Origin of the sequence: Burkholderia crassaminum, from assembly GCF_964265005.1 — a bacterium.
Classification (GTDB): Bacteria; Pseudomonadota; Gammaproteobacteria; order Burkholderiales; family Burkholderiaceae; genus Burkholderia.
This window is the reverse complement of the sequence record NZ_OZ183800.1, coordinates 2,058,660-2,078,531: the sequence shown is the minus strand read 5'-3', so window position 1 is coordinate 2,078,531 and position 19,872 is coordinate 2,058,660. Positions and strand designations below refer to the sequence as shown.

Below are 19,872 nucleotides of genomic sequence, written 5' to 3'. Positions count from 1 at the left end.
GCGCGTCAGTCCTCGTCGTCGTCGAGCTGCAGCTTGTCGGAGCGCACGCCGGTGTTGGCGCCCCAGTAGTAGATGACGAGCGCGACGGCCGCGACGACGACCGTGTCGTACGGATGCGCGAGCCGGCCCGTGCCGCCGAAGCCGCCGAGATACGACAGCACGATCATCGCCGCATAGAACGCGATCAGCCACGCGGACGAGCGCACCTGTTCGGCGAGGCTCAGGTGTGCGGTCGGCACCCAGCGGCGGCACGCGAGATAGATGACGAACATCACGATCTGCAGGCCGAGCAGCCAGGACACGGTGCTCCAGCCCGACCAGTAGACGATCAGCGCGGCGATTACGAACGACGCGGGGCCGGTGATGCCGAACGCCACCGCGCGGAACGGCCGCGGCAGGTCGGGCGCGGTGCGGCGCAGTGCGGCGACCGATACCGGCGCGACCGCATAGCTCAGCACCAGCGCGGCCGACACGATATTGATCAGCGCTTCCCACGACGGGAACGGCAGCGTCCAGAAGATCGCGAGGCCGAACGTGAGCCACAGGCCCGCACGCGGGATGCCCGACGCTTCGTCGACGCGCGTGAACACCTTGAAGAAGGTGCCCGTCTTCGCCCAGCCGTAGACGACGCGCGGCGTTGCGTTCATGTAGATGTTGCCGCAGCCGCTCGGCGAGATCATCGCGTCGGCGACGACCATCACCGCCAGCCAGCCGACGCCGAGCGCCAGCGCGATGTCGCGGTACGGCAGCGAGAACGCCTTGCTGACGTCGTGCCAGCCGCCGGCGAGCATCGCGGTGGGGATGCTGCCGATGAACGCGAGCTGCAGCAGCACGTAGATCAGCGTCGACAGCAGGATCGACAGGATCAGCGCGATCGGGATCGTGCGCTGCGGATTGCGCACCTCGCTCGCGACCGACACGATCGGCGTGAGCCCGAGATACGCGAAGATGATGCCGCCCGCGGACACGGCCATCTCGATGCCCGGCATGCCGAACGGCGCGAAGCCGTGGACGGTCAGGTTCGCGGGCTTGAAGAACGTGAACAGCACGCCGATCACCGCGAGCGGCACGATGAACTTGAAGATGCTGATGATGTTGTTCGCTTTCGCGAACGTCTTCACGCTCGAATAGTTCAGGTAAAAGAAGAAGCACAGCAGCGCGGCCTGCACGAGCCAGCCGAGCGTCGTCGGGTCGCTCGATCCAGCGACCGTCAGGCCCGGAAACCACGCGGCCGCATACTGGCGCGCGGCGACGACTTCGATCGCGATCAGGCTCGAAAAGGCGATCAGCGTAATGAAGCCCATCAGGTAGCCGAGCAGCGGGCCGTGCGAGAACACCGGGTAGCGCACGACGCCACCGGCACGCGGCAGCGCGGCGCCGAGTTCGCAGTAGACGATGCCGAGCAGCAGCACCGCGAAACCGCCGAGCAGCCACGAGAAGATGCCGGCCGGGCCCGCGATCGTCGACACGTGACTCGCGGCGAACAGCCACCCCGAACCGAAAATGGCGCCGAGACCGATGAACGTGAGATCGGTCAGCGACAGCTGCTTCTTGAACTTGCCGTGACCCGCGTCGGGGTGCGCGGAACGGGAAAGCGGGACAGACGGGTGTGCGTTGCCTTGGCCTGGCATGGGCTTGTCTCCTGGGGGGAATATCGGCACAGGCTTGAGGTGCGCCGCGCTCCGACGGAGCAGCGGCGCAGGCCTGCCGGCCGGCGTCGCCCGGTTCGAACGACCGGGGCGGGCGGCGGGGCGTTCACGCGCGGCGCGGGCGGGCGCCGGTGCGAACGGGCCCGCAGGCCATGCCGAACCGGGGGCGGCGGCGCGCAGGCGACAAGCCTGCGCACTGCCGCACGGGGAGTCGATCAGAGACCGACGTCGGGCAGCGCCGGGCGCGTTTCGAGCGCCTTCGCGACGATGGCCTTCACTTCCGCGAGCGTGTCGCCCTGCAGCGCGAGGCGCGGCGGGCGCGTGATCGCGCTGCCGCGGCCGACCAGCTCTTCGCACAGCTTGATGCACTGAACGAGATCGGGGCGTGCGTCGAGGTGCAGCAGCGGCATGAACCAGCGATACAGCGCAAGCGCTTCGTCGAAACGCTTTTGCTTCGCGAGGCGGAACAGCGTCTCGCCTTCCTTCGGGAACGCGTTCGACATGCCCGACACCCAGCCTTCGGCGCCGACCGCGATGCTCTCGACCACGACGTCGTCGAGGCCCGCGAACAGCACGAAGCGATCGCCGACCGCGTTGCGCAGGTCGATGAAGCGGCGCGTATCGCCCGACGAATCCTTGAAGCAGACGATGTTCTCGCAATCCTGCAGCGCGATCAGCACGTCGGGCGTCACGTCGTTCTTGTAGATCGGCGGGTTGTTGTAGACCATCACCGGCAGGTCGGTGCTGGTTGCGACCGCGCGGAAGTGTGCGGCGGTTTCATGCGGCTTCGCCGAGTACACGAGCGCGGGCATGACCATCACGCCGTCGACGCCGACGCGCTGCGCTTCACGCACCGTGTTGCGCGCGAATTCGGTCGTGAATTCGGCGATGCCGGCGATCACCGGAATCTTGCCGCCGGCCGCGTCGCGTGCAGCCTCGATCACCTGGAGCTTCTCGCTCGTCGACAGCGACGTGTTTTCGCCGACCGTGCCGCAGACCACGAGGCCCGACACGCCGTCGTTCACCAGGTTCTTCACCACGCGGTGCGTGGCGTCGATGTCGAGGGAAAAGTCCGGCTTGAACTGGGTGCTGACGGCCGGGAAAACCCCGGTCCATTGAATGGCTTTGCGGCTCACTGAAATCTCCTACGTTCGTATCGGTCGGCCGACAGGTGTGTCGGTGTGGCAACCAGTATCGCCGCGCAAATGCCCATCACGCTTGAGTCGTATCGCGGAGCAAAATGACGAAATCGGCACAGCGGCCGGCAGGGGCGCGACGGGCGCGTCGCACTATGCCGATTTCGTCGTCGTCCTCATCGAAAAGCCACAAGCGGACGGACGCGCGACGGAGGAAGCTATGCTCCTTTCCCCACTTCGGACGGCTCATGATGAAGCGCATCCAGATCATCGATTCGCACACGGGCGGCGAACCCACTCGGCTCGTCGTGTCCGGATTTCCGTCGCTCGGCAACGGCACGATGGCCGAGCGCCGCGACGTGCTCGCTCGCGAGCACGACCGTTACCGCACCGCGTGCATCCTCGAGCCGCGCGGCAGCGACGTGCTGGTCGGCGCGCTGCTCTGCGAACCCGTTTCGCCCGACGCGGCGGCCGGCGTGATCTTCTTCAACAATAGCGGCTATCTCGGGATGTGCGGGCACGGCACGATCGGCGTCGTGCGCACGCTGCATCACATGGGTCGCATCGCACCCGGCGTGCACCGGATCGAAACGCCCGTCGGCACCGTCGAGGCGACGCTGCACAACGACCTGTCGGTCAGCGTGCGCAACGTGCCCGCGTATCGCCATGCGAAGGGCGTCGCGCTCGACGTGCCGGGTTACGGCCCCGTGAAGGGCGACATCGCGTGGGGCGGCAACTGGTTCTTCCTGATCAGCGACCACGGGCAGCGCGTCGCCGGCGACAACGTCGCGGCGCTCACCGCGTATGCGTCGGCCGTGCGCGAAGGGCTCGAACGCGCGGGCATCACCGGCGCGAACGGCGGCGAGATCGACCATATCGAGCTGTTCGCCGACGACGCCGAGCACGACAGCCGCAGCTTCGTGCTGTGCCCGGGCCTCGCGTACGACCGTTCACCGTGCGGCACCGGCACGAGCGCGAAGCTCGCGTGCCTCGCGGCCGACGGCAAGCTCGCGCCGGGCGCCGTGTGGCGGCAGGCGAGCGTGATCGGCAGCGTGTTCCATGCGAGCTACGAGGAAGCCGCCGACGGGATCGTGCCGACGATCCGCGGCAGTGCGCACCTGAGTGCGGAAGCGACGCTGCTGATCGAGGAAGACGATCCGTTCGGCTGGGGTATCGCGCCGTGAGTGACGCGAAGACGGATGTCGTCGTGATCGGCGCCGGCATCGTCGGCGCGGCGTGCGCGCACGAACTCGCGCAGCGCGGGCTGCGCGTGCTCGTCGTCGACGACGCGAGCGGCGGTGCCACCGGCGCGGGCATGGGGCACCTCGTCGCGATGGACGACAACGCGGCCGAACTCGCGCTCAGTCATTACTCGATCGAACTGTGGCGCGCGTTGAGCGGCGAGATGCCCGAAGGCTGCGCGTACCGCAACTGCGGCACGCTGTGGCTCGCGGCCGATGCGCACGAGATGGATCTCGCGCGCGCGAAGCAGGCGGCGCTCGCCGCGCACGGCGTGGCGGGCGAACTGATCGACGCGGCGACGCTCGCGCAACTGGAGCCGATGTTGCGTGCGGGCCTTGGTGGTGCGCTGAGGATTCCGGGCGATGCGATCCTCTATGCGCCCGTCACCGCGAACTGGCTGCTGCAGCGCGCGCCGCGCATCACGTTGCGGCGCGACCGGGCCATCGCGGTCGATGGCCCGAGCGTGAGGCTCGCGAGCGGCGACACGCTGCGCGCGGAGCGGGTGGTCGTCGCGAACGGCGTTGCCGCGCGCACGCTGCTGCCCGAACTGCCGCTGCGCCCGAAAAAGGGCCATCTGCTGATTACCGACCGCTATCCGGGCCAGGTGTCGCACCAGCTCGTCGAGCTGGGCTATGCGGCGAGCGCGCATGCGAGCGACGGCACGTCGGTCGCGTTCAACGTGCAGCCGCGGCCGACCGGCCAGTTGCTGATCGGTTCGTCGCGCCAGTTCGACACCGAGGATGCGCAAGTCGAGCCGCCCGTGCTGGCGCGCATGCTGCGCCGCGCGGTGGGCTATCTGCCGGACCTGGCCGACCTGAACGGCATCCGTGCATGGACGGGGTTCCGTTCCGCGAGCCCCGACGGGCTGCCGCTGCTCGGCGAGCATCCGGCGCGGCCGGGCGTGTGGCTCGCGGTCGGGCATGAAGGGCTTGGCGTGACGACCGCGCCGGGCAGCGCGCGGCTCGTCGCCGCGCTGATGGCCGGCGAACGGCCGCCCATCGATATCGAACCGTATTTGCCGGGACGCTTCCTGACCGCGTCCCCTGTAGCCGGAGCGCTGACATGATCATTCATCTGGACGGCCGTGCGCTGACGGTGGCCGACGGCGCGACCGTCGCGGCTGCCATTGCGGCGAGCGGCGACGACACGACGCGCATGTCGTGCACGGGCGCGGCGCGCGCGCCGTTTTGCGGAATGGGCATCTGCCAGGAATGCCGGATGACGATCGACGGGCGGCGCCGGCTGGCTTGCCAGACGCTGTGTCGCGAAGGGATGCAGGTGGAGCGTACGCGATGAAACAGGAACGACTGAGCGTTGATGTCGCGATTGTCGGCGCGGGCCCGGCCGGGCTGTCGGCCGCGCGGGCAGCCGCGAAAGGCGGCGCGACGGTCGCGATCGTCGACGACAACCCGCGTGCAGGCGGGCAGATCTGGCGTCAAGGCGCAACGGCCACGCCCGCGCCGGCCGCCGCCGAGCGGCTCGCCGTATTGCGGCAGCCGAACGTCACGCATCTCGCGGCGACGCGCATCGTCGCCGAAACTAAGCCGGGCACGCTGCTGCTCGAAGACGACGAACGCGGGCTGTTGCTCGACTACCGCACGCTGATTCTCTGCTGCGGCGCACGTGAGCTGCTGCTGCCGTTTCCGGGCTGGACGCTGCCGGGTGTCACCGGGGCGGGTGGCTTGCAGGCGCTGATCAAGTACGGCCTCGACGTGCGCGGGCAGCGCACGGTGATTGCCGGCAGCGGGCCGCTGCTGCTGGCGAGCGCGGCGACGGCCCGTCAAGCCGGCGCGCGCGTGTCGCACGTGCTCGAACAGGCAAGCTGGGGCGATGTGGCGGGCTTCGGCGCCGGGCTGTGGCGCTGGCCGTCGAAGCTCGCGCAGGCCGCGAAGCTCGTCACCGCCGCTTACCGGCCTGATGCGCATGTCGTCGAGGCATTCGGCGACAAGCGACTCGAACGCGTTCGGATCCGGCACGGCGGTCGCGAGTTCGACGTCGACTGCGACCGGCTCGCCTGCAGTTTCGGCCTCGTGCCGAATACGGTGCTGCCGAGCCATCTCGGCTGCCGGATCGATAATGGCGCGGTAGCGGTCGATGCGCACCAGCGTACGAGCCGTGACGGGGTGTTTGCGGCCGGTGAGTGCACGGGCGTCGGCGGCAGCGAGCTGGCGATGGTCGAGGGCGAAATCGCCGGATATGCGGCGACCGGGCAGATGGCGCCGTTGATTGCGCTGGTTGCGCAGCGCGCGCACTGGCAGGCGTTTGCCGATGCCGTACGCGAGCGCTTTGCGATCCGCGAACCGATCCGCCGGCTCGCGCGGCCCGATACGCTGCTGTGCCGTTGCGAGGACGTGCGTTTCGATGCTGTCGCGCAAGCGCCGGGCTGGACGGCCGCGAAACTGCAGTCACGTTGCGGGATGGGCGCGTGCCAGGGCCGCGTGTGCGGTGCGGCTGCGCAGGCATTGTTCGGTTGGACGCCGCCTGTACCGCGCACGCCGCTCGTGCCCGCGCGGGTCGGCACGCTGATGCTGGACGGCACGGCGTCCTGCGACGGCGCGTGAGGCATTGCGGCGTCGCGACAACTCGATAACACGACAACGCGACAACGCGACAACACGGCAACGCGGCAACGCGGCAACGCGGCAACGCGGCAACGCGGCAACGCGGCCCGGTTGACACCGGGCCGCGTCATTCATTCCGCCTTCACCTTCTCCCATCCGCCGACCTGCGGCGCCGCGCACGCGCGCAGGCACTCGATCGTCGCGGCGACCGCTGCGCGATTCGCGCTGTCGGGGTGCCAGTACATCGACACCGCACCCTGGCCTTCGAGCTGCATCGGCAGGATCCGGATCGCGTTCAATTGCGCGAAGCGCTGCGCGGCACGATGCGACGCGACGCCGAGCAGGTCGGTGTTGTTCAGCAGCGTGAGGTTGAGGATCGACGAATTCGATTCGACACAGTGGGGCGGCCGCACGCGGCCGGCGGCCGTCAGCGCGGCCTCCAGCGCGTTGTGCACGGGCGTGCCCGATGGCCACACGATCCACGAATAGGCGAGCACGTCGTCCCAGCCGACCGACGCAGCACCGGCGAGCGCGTGGCCGGGCCGTGCGACGAACACGACCGGATCGACATACAGTGCTTCGGCATGCAGCAGCGGATCGACGGATGTCGACCCCGAGCGGCCCACGACGATGTCGAGTTCGCTGCGTGCGAGCTGCGGCATCAGCTGGTTCATCGTGCTTTCGGTGAGCCGCACCTGCGCGCGCGGCATCCGTTTCAGCAACTGCGACACCGCGAGCGGCACCGTGTCGGCCGCCGCGACGCCTGACGTGCCGATCGTCACGAGGCCGCTGCCGCCTTCGCGCAGCGCGGCCATGTCGTCGCGCGCGACGTCAAGCTGCGCCTCGACGCGGCGCGCATGCTCGATCAGCGCTTCGCCGTAAGGCGTCGGCCGCAGCCCGCGCGCATGCCGTTCGAACAGCGGCAGCCCGACATCCTCCTCCAGTTCCTTCAGCCATTTCGACAGCGCGGGCTGCGTGGTCGCGAGCGCCACCGCCGACTGGCTCAGGTTGCCGGTGCCGGCAAGGCTCAACAGTACCTGCAGATGCCGCAGCCGCAGCCGGTGGGTCCAGTCCATCGCATGCCTCGTCGCGAGAAGGTATATCCAAAATAATATGGATCAGATGATTTGACCATTTTACCGGGTATGTCTGCGTCGAATATAAATCGACTAACGGACTGCAACATGGTCCCCGACCCGACAGATACAGCGCCGACGCCGATCGGCCGACTCCAAGGAGACATCATGACGACCCACCCGGACGCGTCGCGCGCCGCCTACTACGCACGGATCGCCGAGCAACGCCTGGCGCCGCTGTGGGAATCGCTGCACAACCTCGTGCCGAAATCCCCGCAGCCGGCCACGCAGGCCGCGATCTGGAAGTACGCGCAGGTGCGCGACCTCGTGATGCAGGCCGGCAGCGTGATCAGCGCGGAAGAGGCCGTGCGCCGCGTGCTGGTGCTGGAGAATCCCGGGCTGCCCGGCAAGTCGAGCATGACGCCGAGCCTGTACGCGGGGCTGCAGCTGATCCTGCCGGGCGAGATCGCGCCGAGCCACCGGCATACGCAGTCGGCGCTGCGCTTCATCGTCGAAGGGTGCGGCGCGTGGACGGCCGTGAACGGCGAGCGCACGACGATGCATCCGGGCGACTTCATCATCACGCCGTCGTGGGCGTGGCACGACCACGGCAATCCGTCGGTGGACGAGGGCGGCGAGCCGGTCGTGTGGCTTGACGGGCTCGACATTCCGCTCGTCGCGAACCTCGACGCGGGCTTCGCGGAGAACTACCCGGAAGCCGTGCAGCCCGTGAATCGCCCGGAAGGCGACAGCCTCGCGCGCTTCGGTCACAACATGGTGCCGGTGCGGCATCGTGCGAGCGATCCGACCTCGCCGGTGTTCAGCTATCCTTATGCACGCACCCGCGAGGCGCTCGACGTGCTGTACCGGAACGGCGAGCTCGATGCGTGGGACGGCGTGAAGCTGCGCTACGTGAACCCCGCGACGGGCGGCTGGCCGATGCCGACGATTGCCACCTTCATGCAGTTCCTGCCGGCCGGTTTCGACGGCCGCACGTATCGCAGCACCGACGCGACGATCTACTGCGTCGTCGAGGGCAGCGGCACCGCGCACATCGGCGGCAACGCATTCGAATTCGAGCCGCACGACATCTTCGTCGTGCCGTCGTGGGCGCCGGTGCGGCTGTCGGCGTCGTCCGACAGCGTGCTGTTCAGCTATTCCGACCGGCCCGTGCTGTCCGCGCTGAACCTGCTGCGCGAAGCGCGCGACTGACGCCGGCCGTTTCTTTCGCCTCGCTTTGTCGATCCATTTCTCGTGCGCCGCCGCGCGGCGCGCGTCCCTTTGTTCATGTCTACGCTGGAGCTGTTCATGACTTTCGTTTTCCCGCCCGAAGCGCCCGTGGCGCTCCCCGTCGCCGGCAGCGATGCCCGATTCGCGGTGCGCCGCGTCTATTGCGTCGGCCGCAACTACGCGGCGCATGCGCGCGAAATGGGCTTCGATCCCGATCGCGAGCCGCCGTTCTTCTTCTGCAAGCCGGCCGATTCGATCGTGCCGGTCGCGTACGGCGAAACGCTCGATCTCGCGTATCCGTCGCAGACGCAGAACTATCACTACGAAGCCGAACTGGTCGCGGTGATCGGCAAGGGCGGTTCGGACATTCCGCTCGAACGCGCGCTCGAACACGTGTGGGGCTATGCGGTCGGCCTCGACATGACGCGCCGCGACTTGCAGATGAAGATGCGTGAAATGGGCCGGCCGTGGGAGATCGGCAAGGCGTTCGACCGCTCTGCACCGATCGGGCCCGTGCATCCGGCGAGCGACGTCGGTCATTTCGAGCAGGGCGGCCTGTGGCTGACCGTCAACGGCGCGACGAAGCAGAAGAGCGACGTGTCGCACCTGATCTGGTCGGTCGCGGAAACGGTGGCCGACCTGTCGAAGTTCTTCCGCCTTGAACCGGGCGACGTGATCTTCACGGGCACGCCGGAAGGTGTTGGCGCGGTGGTCGCGGGCGACGTGATGAAGGTCGGCGTCGAACGGCTCGGCGAACTGGCCGTGCGCGTGGTCTGACGCATCTTCCTCGAAAGGCGACATCGTGCAACTGCATAGCTTCTTCAACAGTTCGACATCCTACCGGGTGCGCATCGCGCTCGCGCTGAAAGGGCTGCCGTACGACACGCTGCCGGTGAACATCCGCACCGGCGAGCATCGCGACGCGGCCTACGTCGCGAACGTGAACCCGTCCGCGGCGGTGCCGGCGCTGGTCGACGGCGATTTCCGTCTCGGCCAGTCGCTCGCGATCCTCGATTACCTCGACCAGATCCAGCCGACGCCGCGACTGATTCCGCTCGAACTGCGCCGTCGTGCGCACGTGCTGGAACTCGCGGCGCTGATCGCCTGCGACATCCATCCGGTCAACAACCTGCGCGTGCTGCGCTATCTCGACAGCGAGCTGAAGGTCACGCCACAACAGAAGACCGCGTGGTACCGGCACTGGATCGCGGAAGGGATGGCCGGCGTCGAGCGGCTGCTCGCGCGCTCGGGCGAGGGCCCGTGGTGCTTCGGCGACACGCCGACACTGGCCGACGTGTGTCTCGTGCCGCAGGTCGCGAACGCGTTGCGGATGGACTGCGACCTGAGCGCCTATCCACGCAGCCTCGCGGTGTATGAACACGCGCGGCATGAGCCGGCGTTCGACGCGGCGCAGCCGCAGCGGCAACCGGATTACGTCGAGTAACAAGAAAGAAGCAGGAGACAGACATGGACGAGACACAAGACAACGGCCGGCGCGTGCTGGTGATCGGCGGCGGCATCGGCGGGCTCGCGACGGCGCTCGCGCTTGCGCGCCAGGGCATTCGCGTGAAGCTGCTCGAACAGGCGGAGCAGATCGGCGAGATCGGCGCGGGGATTCAGCTCGCGGCGAACGCGTTCAACGCGCTCGACGCGCTCGGTGTCGGCGAGGCCGCGCGCAGCCGGGCCGTGTTCACCGACTGGCTGCAGCTGATGGATGCGGTCGATGCGCGCGAGGTTGCGCGCATCGATACGGGCGCCGCGTATCGTGAGCGCTTCGGCAATCCGTATGCGGTGATTCATCGAGCGGACATTCACCTGTCGATCTACGAGGCGGTCAAGGATCATCCTTTGATCGAATTCCGGACGAGCACGCAGGTGTGCGGGTTCGAGCAGGACGGCAACGGCGTAACCGTGACCGACCAGCACGGCGAACGTTATCGCGCCGATGCAGTGATCGGCTGCGACGGTGTGAAATCGGCGATCCGTCACGCGCTGATCGGCGATGCGCATCGCGTGACGGGCCACGTCGTGTATCGCGCGGTGGTCGATGTCGACAACATGCCGAAGGATCTGCAGATCAATGCACCGGTCGTCTGGGCCGGCCCGCATTGCCATCTCGTCCACTATCCGCTGCGCGGCGGGCGGCAGTACAACCTCGTCGTCACGTTCCACAGCCGCGAGCAGGAAACCTGGGGCGTGCGCGAGGGCAGCAAGGAAGAAGTGCTGTCGTACTTCGACGGCATTCATCCGCTGCCGAAGCAGATGCTCGACCGGCCGACGTCGTGGAAGCGCTGGGCCACCGCCGACCGCGACCCGGTCGAACGCTGGAGCGCGGGCCGTGCGACGGTGCTCGGCGACGCCGCGCATCCGATGACGCAATACATTGCGCAGGGCGCGTGCCAGGCGCTCGAGGACGCGGTGACGCTCGGCGCGGCCGTCGCGCAGGCCGACGGCGATTTCGAGGCGGCGTTCGCGCTGTACGAACGCGTGCGGATTCCGCGCACCGCGCGCGTGCTGTATTCGGCGCGCGAGATGGGGCGGATCTATCACGCGAAGGGCGTCGAGCGGCTGGTGCGCAACGGGCTCTGGGTCGGCCGCACGCAGGCGCAGTTCTATGACGCGCTCGACTGGCTGCACGGCTGGCGCGCGGAGGATTGCCTGAAGACGGTCGCATAACGCATCCGTTCAGCCCGAATCCGGCGGCGCGCATTTTTCAATGACGTATGACGCGCGACCGCCTTCCTGGAGGAGACACCATCATGGCCGATACGCTGTCCATCGACGTCAGCGAATGGATCGACCGGCATCGCGTTGCGCCGTTTCAGGCCGCGATCGTCGTCCTGTGCTTCCTGATCGTCGCGATCGACGGTTTCGATACCGCATCGATCGGTTTCATCGCCCCCGTCATCCGCGCGGAATGGGGCCTGTCGCCCGCGCAGCTTGCACCGGTGTTCGGCGCGGGGCTTGCGGGGCTGATGGCCGGCGCGCTCGTGTTCGGGCCGTTCGGCGACCGGTTCGGCCGCAAGCGCCTGCTGCTCGCGTGCGTGGCGTGCTTCGGTATCGCGAGCGCCGCGTCGGCGAGCGCGGGCGGCCCGACCGAGCTGATCTTGTGGCGCTTCGTGACCGGGCTCGGGCTCGGCGGCGCGATGCCCAATGCGATCACGCTGACGTCCGAGTACTGCCCGGCCCGGCGCCGTTCGCTGCTGGTGACGACGATGTTCTGCGGCTTTACGATCGGCTCCGCGCTCGGCGGGCTCGCGGCGGCATCGCTGATCGAGCATCACGGCTGGCGTTCGGTGCTCGTCGTCGGCGGGGCTGCGCCGCTGCTGCTCCTGCCGGTGCTCGCGTGGCGGCTGCCGGAATCGGTACGCTATCTCGTCAATCGGCACGCACCTTCCGCGCGGATCGCCGCGATGCTCGGCCGCATTGCGCCGGATCCGCATCTTCTGAACGCGTCGTTCACCGCGCCGGCCGGCAAACCGGCCGGATCGCCGCTTGGCCGCCTGTTCGGCGCCGACCTGCTGCGCGGCACGCTGCTGCTGTGGCTCACGTTCTTCATGAGCCTGCTCGTCATCTACCTGCTGTCGAGCTGGTTGCCGACGCTGCTGCGCACGACCGGTGCGACGCTGCAGACGGCCGCGCACGTGACCGCGATGTTCCAGGTCGGCGGCACGCTCGGCGCGATCGTCCTGGGCTGGCTGATGGACCGTTTCGATCCGCATCGCGTACTGGCCTGCAGCTACGCGGCGGCCGGCGCGTTCGTCGCCGCGATCGGTGTGTTTGCCGCGTCGCCGCGGGGCGCCGCGCTCGCCGTGTTCGCGGCCGGCTTCTGCGTGTCGGGTTCACAGGTCGGCGCCAATGCGCTGTCGGCCACGTTCTATCCGACCGAGTGCCGCACCACCGGCGTAAGTTGGGCGAACGGGATCGGCCGTGGCGGCTCGGTCGTCGGATCGATGGCGGGCGGTGCGATGCTGGCGATGGGCGTGCCGTTGTCGACTGCCTTTGCCGTCGTCGCGGCGCCGTGCGTGATCGCGGCGATCACGGTGCTGGCGCTCGGCATGGTTCGTGCCGGTGCGGCGCGCGCACCGGCCGCGAAGACGATGGCGGGCGAGCAGGCCTGAGCGAAGGAGGGCGCAAGGCCGTCAGCCGGCAAGCAGGGAGATACAACATTATATAAATTAATATAATATTTATTCTTTAATTGTCTCTCTGCGCCGATGAACGACGATCTTTCCGCCGGGTTCCCGGAACCCGACCCGATGCGCGCGGCCGCCGAATCGGCCTGCGCGCTGCTCAAGGTGCTGTCGAATCCCGACCGGCTGCTGCTGCTCTGCGAGCTGTCCCAGGGTGAGCGCCGCGTGAGCGATCTCGAGGCAGCGCTGGATATCCGTCAGCCGACGCTGTCGCAGCAGCTCGGCGTGTTGCGGGACAACGCGCTGGTTCGCACGCGCCGCGACGGCAAGAACATTCACTACTCGCTCGACAGCCCGGCCGCGATCGCGGTGATGGGCGTGCTGTACGAACAGTTCTGCGGCCCGGCCGCGAAGGGGCGGCGCGATGCAGCTTGATGCACTTCATTTCACGCCGTGGCTGTCGCTGGCCGGTGGCGTGCTGATCGGGCTCGCGGCCGCGTGGCTCGTCGCGTTCAACGGCCGGATTGCCGGCATCAGCGGCATCGTCGGCGGCCTGCTTACGGCACGCACCGGCGAACGCGACTGGCGCGCCGCGTTCGTTGCCGGGCTGATCGCGGCACCGCTCGTGATGCACGTCGCCGGGAACAGCCTGACGCCGCAGATCGATGCAGGCTGGCTCGAATTGCTGGCGGCCGGGCTGCTGGTCGGAATCGGCACGCGGTACGCGGGAGGCTGCACGAGCGGCCACGGCGTATGCGGGATGTCTCGCGGCGCGCTGCGCTCGGTGGTCGCGACGGCAGTCTTCATGGTCGCGGGCTTCGCGACCGTATTCGTGCGACGGCACGTGCTGGGGAGCTGACATGCAGGCAGGATTCGCGTTTCTGGCGGGGCTGCTGTTCGGCGTCGGCCTCATCGTGTCGGGCATGGCCAATCCGCAGAAGGTGTTCGGCTTTCTCGACCTGGCGGGCCGCTGGGATCCGTCGCTCGCGTTCGTGATGGCCGGTGCGACGGGCGTGGCCGTGTTCGCGTTCGCATGGGCGAAGCGCCGGACGCGGTCGTGGCTCGGCCTGCGGATGCAGTTGCCGGCCCTGCGAGCGATCACCGTGCGCCTGGTTGCCGGAAGTGCCGTGTTCGGCATCGGCTGGGGGATCGCCGGGTTCTGCCCGGGGCCCGCGATCGTGTCGATCGGCTTCGGGTCGGCGAAGGGGATCGGGTTCGTCGTCGCGATGCTGGCAGGGATGGCGGTATTCGAGTGGATCGAGCGTCGCAGGAGCGCACGGTGATGCCGTGACCGCCGCGTGCGAGGCAGGCTGCGGCGGTTGAACCGGCCGAGGGCGGTCGATCCGCATGAGTGCGGCCGAACCGGACCGCGCCAGATCCCGCCGGATGATGCGGTGTCAGCCTGACGCTCCTCCATGACACTACGGCAAGTTCCCTTTTCACGAATGCTCGCGCACACGATGGCCGCCGCGCATCCTTGCGGACAGCCGGCGCAGGATCGCGCGCCACGCCACGAGCAAACCCCTCCGGCTCGCCGGTTCCACGATCGCCGTGCTGACTGCGCCGGCGCCGTCGGCCGACAGTGCCACGTGGCCGGCCGTCTCGAGCGTCAGGCATTCGCCTTCGTCGAGCAAGCGGCGAATGTGCTGCGGCGCGTCGGGGAGCCAGTCGAGCCCGCCGTGGCGCAGCGTGACCGCAAGCGCGCCGTCGAGCACGATCACCCGGCTGCCCTTGTCGAACCACGCAAAGTGGCTTTGCCCAGCGTCGAGCCGGATGTGATGCGTTTGCATGGCGATTCCCTTTCCCGGTTGCGCGGCCTCGCGACGGCGAGGCGACAGCGTGCAGTCAGGTTAGGGAAACGGGCACCGGCACGACAGATTCAGGGGGCGGGAATCTGTTGCGGTGCAGACGACGATTTTGCGTTGCTGTATCGGTGGTTTTCCCCGGAGTCTGTATCTGGCGTGCCATCGGGCGAGCGGGCACGATCGCTTGCATGACGCCATACACCGATTCATCCCGCCCACCGTTGCCGCTGGACGGCGAGCCGCTTTACGAACGGCTCGCCGAGCATTACCGCCGCATCATCGCGGCCGGCACGCTGGCGCCCGGCGACCGGATGCCGTCGGTGCGCGCGTTCATGGCACAGCACGGCGTGAGCCTGTCGACCGCGATCCAGGCGTTCCGGCGGCTCGAGGATACGGGCTGGTGCGAGGCGAAGCCGCGTTCCGGCTACTTCGTGCGGCGCCGCGCGGCGGTCGCGCTCGAAACGCTGCCGGAAAGCGATGGGCCGCCGCTGAGCGTCGAGCCGCCGTTCGCGGGCCTGCACGAACGGGTGTCGCGCGTGATCGACCGCGCCAACGCGGCGCCCGATGCGCTGAATCTCGGCGGCGCGTCCGCGCTGGCCACGCTGTATCCGGCCGAGCGCCTGCAGGCGCTCGCGATCCGGCTGTTGCGGCGCAAGCCCACCTTGCTGACCGATGCGGGGCCCGTCGGCGGTTCGCCCGAGTTCCGGCAGACGATGGCCAAACGCGCGCTCTCGTATGGCGTAACGGTGACGCCGGACGACGTGATGTCGACGAGCGGCGGCGTCGATGCCGTGAATCTCGCGTTGCGTGCGGTGGCGCGCCCCGGCGACACGATCGCGATCGAATCGCCGGCGTTCTTCGGCTTGATCCAGCTGCTCGAAAGCCTCGGCTTGCGCGCACTCGAAATCCCGGCCAGCCCGACAACCGGCCTGTCGATTGAGGCGCTCGAAGTGGCGCTGACCGCGTATCCGGACATTCGAGCCGTGGTCGTCGTGCCGAACCTGCAGAACCCGCTCGGCTGCGTGATGCCTGACGGGCGCAAGGCCGCGCTCGTCTCGCTCTGTTCGCGTCACGGCGTGGCCGTGATCGAGGACGAGCCATATCGCGAACTCGTCGAGGCGCCACAGGCGGTCAAGCCGGTGAAAGCATGGGATCGCGACGGCACGGTGATCTACTGCCCGTCGTTCAACAAGGTGCTGGCCCCCGGGATGCGTCTTGGCTGGATCAGCGCGGGGCGCTGGCACGCGCGCGTGAAGATGCTGAAGTTCGCGCACAGCCGGCACAACGCCGCGTTGCTGCAGGCCGTTGCGGCCGAATTCGTCGGTTCGGGCGCGTTCGATCGCCATCTGCGCCGGTTCCGCGAACAGCTGCGCGTGCAGCGCGACGTGACGATCGACGCGATTGCACGGCATTTCCCGGCTGGAACCCGGATGAACCAGCCGCCAGGCGGCATGCTGCTGTGGATCGCATTGCCGGACGGCGTGCGCTCCGAGGCGCTGTTCGACGCCGCGCTTGCGCACGGGGTCAGGATCGCGCCCGGTTCGATCTTCTCGAATTCCGACCGCTTCGACGGCTATATCCGGCTCGCTTGCACGCGCGTGTTCGATGCGGCGCACGAAGCGGCGTTCGAAACGCTCGGCCGCCTCGTACGGGAAGCCATGGCGGCCACGTAAGCGCGGTGGTGGCTGGCCGGGCTTGCGAAGACGCAAGCCCCCCGGCTTTCCGGGCCACCGACTCGGCAAGCCGCCGCCATTTCATCGGCTGGCCGAGTGCGTGGCGAGGTGCTGGCGGATCAGCGACAGGTAACGATCGCCGACCGAGAAATCGCGCGCGGCGCGCGGCCGTTCGGCCTGGCGCAGCGTGGCCGGTGCGCTCATGCCCAGATATCGGCAAACGGCGGACGGGAAGGGCTTGCGTGTATGCCCGAGCTGGCGAGCCGCGCGCTCGACGCGGGCATCGCCGACCTGGGCGCGGAGCCACGCCAGTACTTGGCGATCGGCTTCGTTGACGATACGGACCAGATGTTCCATCACGCACCTCACTGTTCATAAATACAGTGCTGTAAATATAACCAGTGTTCGGGGCGGCCGCAAGCGGGTGCGTATGCGGCTGGCCGTTCGGCCAGGGTCAGCGAGCCGGCGCAGCGGTTCGCGTGATCCGGGCAACAGGGGCTGCAGGCGCCGCGGGGGCGGCGACCCCCGTATAGCGCGCGTCGGTCAGCGTGCCGAGAAACGCGACGATGTCGTCGATTTCCGCGTCGGTCAGCGCGGGCAGCGTGCCGGGCCGGCGGTTCATCGGCGTCGAGTTGACGTTGATGTTGCCGCGATAGGCGGCCGGCACATCGTCGAACGTTCTGGCCCCGTGATACCAGAAGCCCGGGTCGGTCGAGCGCGTGTTGTAGAACGCGACCGCGTCGCGCAGCGTCGTGAACACGCCGTTGTGCATGAACGTCTGTTTGACCGCGACGTTGCGCAACCCCGGCGTGCGCAGGTAGCCGCACCATTGCGTCGGCTCGGGCCAGCGCAGCCGCCGTGCGGTGTCGCACAGGCCGTTGTCGAAATGACGCGGATCGCGGTTTGCCGGCAGCGCGCGATTGCGCGGCACCGCGATCGCGTCGTAGCCGAAATCGGTGAAAAGCGAACGCTCCGGGCGGCTCGATGTCTCCGACAGCGTGTGGCAGCTCATGCAATTGCCCTTGTCCGGATTCCGGAACAGCGCGAGGCCGCGCATCTCGGCCGGTGCGAGCGGTTTGCGCGTGCGCAGGAATGCGTCGAAACGCGACGTGAACGGCGCCATCTCGTCGCTCTGCAGATAGGCTTCGACGGCCAGGCCCAGCGCACGCACCAGTTGCTCGGGGTCGCGCCGCACCGATGCGCCGAAGCGCGCGGCGAGCTCGGGCGCGAGTTCGGTCGCGTCGACCTTGCGCAGCAGCGCGGCTGGCGACCGGTTGTTCATCTCGTTCGGATCGAACAGCGGCCCGCGGATCTGCTCGGCGAGCGTATCCGCGCGGCCGTCGCTGAACAGGCCGCCGAACGGTGACGGCGCGGGCGCGTCGTCGTCCTGGTAGAAGTGGCGGCGCGGCACGTAGCGCACATAGAGCAGCGACGGTGCGTTGCGCTGGCTGAAACGCCCGGGACGGCTGCCTTCCGGCACGCCGGGCCCCGCGAGCGAGGCGGCCGACAGCGTCGGCGCGAACGCGCGCCCCGGGTCGTGGCAGCCCGCGCACGACATGCCGCGCGGCTCGGACAGCCGCGAATCGAAGAAGATCCGGCGGCCGAGCGCGACGAGCGTCGGGTCGGGCGCGAATCTCGCGGTAGCCGCATCGATCTTGCCCGTCACTTGCGGCGTGCCGTTGCCGATCGTGTCGACCACGCGTGAAGGCGGCGCACCGGGCAGCAGGACGGTTTCGGCCGGCGCGGCTTGAGCCGCGAGCGTCAGGCCGGCGAGCACGGCAGCGGCCAGTGTGCGCAGCGTTTGCCGGCCGCGCGCATGGCGGCCGTCACATCGAACTTCCTCACTCACGGCGCAATGAACCCCGTCTTGTCGCAAGCGAGTGTCGTGCCCGACTGGTTGCACGACGCGAGCAGCTTGCCGGCCGCCGAATACGCGTGGAACACCCAGCCGGTCGCCGGGGCGGCCCGGCGTTCCATGATCAGGAAACCGAAGCTGTTGTTGTGCGACAGCCGCTCGATCACGGCGCCCGGTGCGGGCGTCAGGCCGGCCGGGAACGGGTCGGGCAGCGCGACGTCGAGATTGTCGCCGCCGTTGCCGGACACGATCGTCGCCGGGTGCCCGGACGAGAAGTTGATCGCCTGGAAATCGTGCACGTGCCCGTGCAGCGCGACGTGCACGCCGGGCGGATAGTACGCCTGCGCATTGAGGCTCGACATCACCGACTGCAGCGCGAGGTTGCCCGGCGCGGGCGTGCTGCCGGCGATCGGCGCGAACGCGAGGATCGGATGGTGGTTCGTGAAGATCGTCGTCGTCATGCCGGCCTTCGATGCGAGCGCGGCGACCGTCTGGAACTGCTTCTGGTAGATGCCGAATTGCGCGTCGGTCGTCTTGAGCGGCGTGCGGCCGACCTTCGCGGTGTCGAACACGATCACCTGCGAGCCGCCGCCGAGCGATACCGCATAGGGTTCCGAATAGTTCGCGTTGTTGTCGTTGGCCGGATCGTCGCACGAGCGCGCGGCCGCATACGGGCGCGGATCGAGGAAGCGGAACCAGCCCTGGCCCGCGCGCGCGCATTCCTCGTGGTTGCCGCGCACGACGACCCACGGTGCCTTCGCGAGCAACGGCGCGGCCGGGCGGAACAGGTCGGCCTGCCACGTATCCCAGCCATAGCCCCACGGGCTGTCCTTGCAGCCGGCGATGTCCGGCGGGCATGCGTTCTCGCGATAGTGGTAGTCGCCGATGTGCATCACCAGGTCGGGCGACAGCTTCGCGACGCTGGCCGCGATCGTGTCGAGCGGCCAGACCGTCGCGTCGTTGCACGCCTGCCATGCGTTGTCGGCTTTTTTCATGCGGCAGCCCGTGTCGGCGATGATCGCGATGCGTTGCGGCTGCGCCTTCGGCAGCGGCAGCGTGCGGCCCGCGACGGTTGCCGCCTGCGCGCCGGCCGGCAGCGTCGCCTCGCAGACGGAAACAGGGAAGCTCGACGGCTTCGAATCGGACGGGTCGCTGGCGGTCGGCCGCTGGGCGATGGTCGCGGCGCCCGCGCGCAGGGACATGCGCGACAGCTTGCCGTCGACGGCCAGTTGCGGGCACAGCGGATCGCCGGCCGACGCGGGGGTGTAGTTCGTGATGACGCGTGCGATCGCCTGGTTCGTATCGCCGATCTCGACCCATGCGGCCTGGACGTTGACCGACGCACTCGCCGGATCGGCCGGCGAATCGATGTGGTTCGAGCACGCGGACAGCGCGGCGAGGGCAACAAGAGGAGCGCAGCGGACGAGCAGGGCGCGCGGGAGGAATCGTCGCATGGAAGGCACCGTAGGAAAGTCGTCAACGATACGCAACACGAATGTAAGAAATGTGAAA

At 68.6% G+C, this 19,872-nt stretch carries 20 protein-coding genes; 13 read left to right on the top strand and 7 right to left on the bottom strand.

All coding sequences use genetic code 11. From position 1 onward, the window contains the following. Positions 1-5 precede the first annotated feature (5 nt). Positions 6-1,631, bottom strand: a complete 1,626-nt coding sequence (locus ACPTTF_RS26315) for an APC family permease (RefSeq protein ID WP_166953241.1) — start codon at positions 1,629-1,631, stop codon at positions 6-8. A 233-nt stretch (positions 1,632-1,864) separates the two neighbouring features. Further along, positions 1,865-2,785, bottom strand: coding sequence for a dihydrodipicolinate synthase family protein (locus ACPTTF_RS26310; protein ID WP_011547925.1), 921 nt, complete (start codon positions 2,783-2,785; stop codon positions 1,865-1,867). 251 nt (positions 2,786-3,036) lie between these two features. On the opposite strand from ACPTTF_RS26310, the gene ACPTTF_RS26305 reads away from it, so the two are divergent. Genes ACPTTF_RS26305 through ACPTTF_RS26290 form a run of 4 tightly spaced genes read left to right on the top strand, consistent with a single transcriptional unit; the run spans position 3,037 to position 6,588 of the window. After that, positions 3,037-3,969 carry a 4-hydroxyproline epimerase gene (locus ACPTTF_RS26305; protein WP_423369884.1) on the top strand — a complete coding sequence of 311 codons (933 nt, stop codon included), beginning with the start codon at positions 3,037-3,039 and terminating at the stop codon, positions 3,967-3,969. Further along, the gene (locus tag ACPTTF_RS26300; protein ID WP_423368827.1) at positions 3,966-5,093 is read left to right on the top strand and encodes an NAD(P)/FAD-dependent oxidoreductase; all 1,128 of its coding nucleotides are present in this window, start codon (positions 3,966-3,968) and stop codon (positions 5,091-5,093) included. The genes ACPTTF_RS26305 and ACPTTF_RS26300 overlap by 4 nt, the downstream gene beginning before the upstream one ends. Further along, entirely contained in the window at positions 5,090-5,323 is a 234-nt protein-coding gene (locus ACPTTF_RS26295; RefSeq protein WP_423368826.1) for a 2Fe-2S iron-sulfur cluster-binding protein, read from the top strand. Before ACPTTF_RS26300 ends, ACPTTF_RS26295 begins: the two co-directional genes overlap by 4 nt. Next, the gene (locus ACPTTF_RS26290; RefSeq protein WP_423368825.1) at positions 5,320-6,588 is read left to right on the top strand and encodes an FAD-dependent oxidoreductase; all 1,269 of its coding nucleotides are present in this window, start codon (positions 5,320-5,322) and stop codon (positions 6,586-6,588) included. The genes ACPTTF_RS26295 and ACPTTF_RS26290 overlap by 4 nt, the downstream gene beginning before the upstream one ends. A gap of 131 nt (positions 6,589-6,719) precedes the next feature. Here the strand turns inward: ACPTTF_RS26290 and ACPTTF_RS26285 are convergent, their stop codons facing one another. Further along, on the bottom strand, positions 6,720-7,664 hold the full coding sequence (locus ACPTTF_RS26285) for a LysR family transcriptional regulator (protein WP_423368824.1): 945 nt from the start codon (positions 7,662-7,664) through the stop codon (positions 6,720-6,722). A 168-nt stretch (positions 7,665-7,832) separates the two neighbouring features. Here ACPTTF_RS26285 and gtdA point away from each other — a divergent pair, with 168 nt between their 5' ends. The 8 genes from gtdA (at position 7,833) to ACPTTF_RS26245 (ending at position 14,310) form a co-directional block, all read left to right on the top strand. Further along, complete coding sequence (gtdA, locus tag ACPTTF_RS26280; RefSeq protein WP_423368823.1) at positions 7,833-8,876, top strand: gentisate 1,2-dioxygenase; 1,044 nt, start codon at positions 7,833-7,835, stop codon at positions 8,874-8,876. Between the two features lie 96 nt (positions 8,877-8,972). Next, on the top strand, positions 8,973-9,671 hold the full coding sequence (locus tag ACPTTF_RS26275) for a fumarylacetoacetate hydrolase family protein (protein WP_423368822.1): 699 nt from the start codon (positions 8,973-8,975) through the stop codon (positions 9,669-9,671). Positions 9,672-9,696: 25 nt separating this feature from the next. Further along, positions 9,697-10,338 carry a maleylacetoacetate isomerase gene (maiA, locus tag ACPTTF_RS26270; RefSeq protein ID WP_423368821.1) on the top strand — a complete coding sequence of 214 codons (642 nt, stop codon included), beginning with the start codon at positions 9,697-9,699 and terminating at the stop codon, positions 10,336-10,338. Positions 10,339-10,361: 23 nt separating this feature from the next. Beyond that, positions 10,362-11,570, top strand: coding sequence for a 3-hydroxybenzoate 6-monooxygenase (locus tag ACPTTF_RS26265; protein WP_423368820.1), 1,209 nt, complete (start codon positions 10,362-10,364; stop codon positions 11,568-11,570). Positions 11,571-11,653: 83 nt separating this feature from the next. Continuing rightward, on the top strand, positions 11,654-13,015 hold the full coding sequence (locus ACPTTF_RS26260) for an MFS transporter (protein WP_423368819.1): 1,362 nt from the start codon (positions 11,654-11,656) through the stop codon (positions 13,013-13,015). 96 nt (positions 13,016-13,111) lie between these two features. Next, entirely contained in the window at positions 13,112-13,462 is a 351-nt protein-coding gene (locus ACPTTF_RS26255; RefSeq protein WP_166953221.1) for an ArsR/SmtB family transcription factor, read from the top strand. Next, positions 13,452-13,886, top strand: coding sequence for a YeeE/YedE family protein (locus tag ACPTTF_RS26250; RefSeq protein ID WP_423368818.1), 435 nt, complete (start codon positions 13,452-13,454; stop codon positions 13,884-13,886). The genes ACPTTF_RS26255 and ACPTTF_RS26250 overlap by 11 nt, the downstream gene beginning before the upstream one ends. 1 nt (position 13,887) lies before the next feature. Further along, complete coding sequence (locus ACPTTF_RS26245) at positions 13,888-14,310, top strand: DUF6691 family protein (RefSeq protein ID WP_423368817.1); 423 nt, start codon at positions 13,888-13,890, stop codon at positions 14,308-14,310. Between the two features lie 156 nt (positions 14,311-14,466). Here ACPTTF_RS26245 and ACPTTF_RS26240 read toward each other — a convergent pair whose 3' ends face one another. Beyond that, positions 14,467-14,817 carry a hypothetical protein gene (locus ACPTTF_RS26240; RefSeq protein ID WP_423368816.1) on the bottom strand — a complete coding sequence of 117 codons (351 nt, stop codon included), beginning with the start codon at positions 14,815-14,817 and terminating at the stop codon, positions 14,467-14,469. A 203-nt stretch (positions 14,818-15,020) separates the two neighbouring features. On the opposite strand from ACPTTF_RS26240, the gene ACPTTF_RS26235 reads away from it, so the two are divergent. Continuing rightward, entirely contained in the window at positions 15,021-16,505 is a 1,485-nt protein-coding gene (locus ACPTTF_RS26235; protein ID WP_423368815.1) for a PLP-dependent aminotransferase family protein, read from the top strand. 81 nt (positions 16,506-16,586) lie between these two features. Here ACPTTF_RS26235 and ACPTTF_RS26230 read toward each other — a convergent pair whose 3' ends face one another. The 3 genes from ACPTTF_RS26230 to ACPTTF_RS26220 all read right to left on the bottom strand — a co-directional run bounded on the left by ACPTTF_RS26230 (position 16,587) and on the right by ACPTTF_RS26220 (position 19,814). Next, positions 16,587-16,862: a hypothetical protein gene (locus ACPTTF_RS26230; RefSeq protein ID WP_011355479.1), complete on the bottom strand. Its 276-nt coding sequence runs from the start codon at positions 16,860-16,862 to the stop codon at positions 16,587-16,589. Between the two features lie 97 nt (positions 16,863-16,959). Next, positions 16,960-18,354, bottom strand: coding sequence for a cytochrome-c peroxidase (locus ACPTTF_RS26225; RefSeq protein ID WP_423368814.1), 1,395 nt, complete (start codon positions 18,352-18,354; stop codon positions 16,960-16,962). Then, on the bottom strand, positions 18,351-19,814 hold the full coding sequence (locus ACPTTF_RS26220; RefSeq protein ID WP_423368813.1) for a metallophosphoesterase family protein: 1,464 nt from the start codon (positions 19,812-19,814) through the stop codon (positions 18,351-18,353). Before ACPTTF_RS26220 ends, ACPTTF_RS26225 begins: the two co-directional genes overlap by 4 nt. Positions 19,815-19,872 lie beyond the last annotated feature (58 nt).

Coding starts and splice junctions, on each gene's coding strand:
- ACPTTF_RS26315 (WP_166953241.1), bottom strand. CDS start 1,631: ATGCCAGGCCAAGGCAACGCACACCCGTCTGTCCCGCTTTCCCGTTCC.
- ACPTTF_RS26305 (WP_423369884.1), top strand. CDS start 3,037: ATGAAGCGCATCCAGATCATCGATTCGCACACGGGCGGCGAACCCACT.
- ACPTTF_RS26295 (WP_423368826.1), top strand. CDS start 5,090: ATGATCATTCATCTGGACGGCCGTGCGCTGACGGTGGCCGACGGCGCG.
- ACPTTF_RS26290 (WP_423368825.1), top strand. CDS start 5,320: ATGAAACAGGAACGACTGAGCGTTGATGTCGCGATTGTCGGCGCGGGC.
- ACPTTF_RS26285 (WP_423368824.1), bottom strand. CDS start 7,664: ATGGACTGGACCCACCGGCTGCGGCTGCGGCATCTGCAGGTACTGTTG.
- gtdA (WP_423368823.1), top strand. CDS start 7,833: ATGACGACCCACCCGGACGCGTCGCGCGCCGCCTACTACGCACGGATC.
- ACPTTF_RS26275 (WP_423368822.1), top strand. CDS start 8,973: ATGACTTTCGTTTTCCCGCCCGAAGCGCCCGTGGCGCTCCCCGTCGCC.
- ACPTTF_RS26265 (WP_423368820.1), top strand. CDS start 10,362: ATGGACGAGACACAAGACAACGGCCGGCGCGTGCTGGTGATCGGCGGC.
- ACPTTF_RS26260 (WP_423368819.1), top strand. CDS start 11,654: ATGGCCGATACGCTGTCCATCGACGTCAGCGAATGGATCGACCGGCAT.
- ACPTTF_RS26255 (WP_166953221.1), top strand. CDS start 13,112: ATGAACGACGATCTTTCCGCCGGGTTCCCGGAACCCGACCCGATGCGC.
- ACPTTF_RS26250 (WP_423368818.1), top strand. CDS start 13,452: ATGCAGCTTGATGCACTTCATTTCACGCCGTGGCTGTCGCTGGCCGGT.
- ACPTTF_RS26245 (WP_423368817.1), top strand. CDS start 13,888: ATGCAGGCAGGATTCGCGTTTCTGGCGGGGCTGCTGTTCGGCGTCGGC.
- ACPTTF_RS26240 (WP_423368816.1), bottom strand. CDS start 14,817: ATGCAAACGCATCACATCCGGCTCGACGCTGGGCAAAGCCACTTTGCG.
- ACPTTF_RS26235 (WP_423368815.1), top strand. CDS start 15,021: ATGACGCCATACACCGATTCATCCCGCCCACCGTTGCCGCTGGACGGC.
- ACPTTF_RS26230 (WP_011355479.1), bottom strand. CDS start 16,862: ATGGAACATCTGGTCCGTATCGTCAACGAAGCCGATCGCCAAGTACTG.
- ACPTTF_RS26220 (WP_423368813.1), bottom strand. CDS start 19,814: ATGCGACGATTCCTCCCGCGCGCCCTGCTCGTCCGCTGCGCTCCTCTT.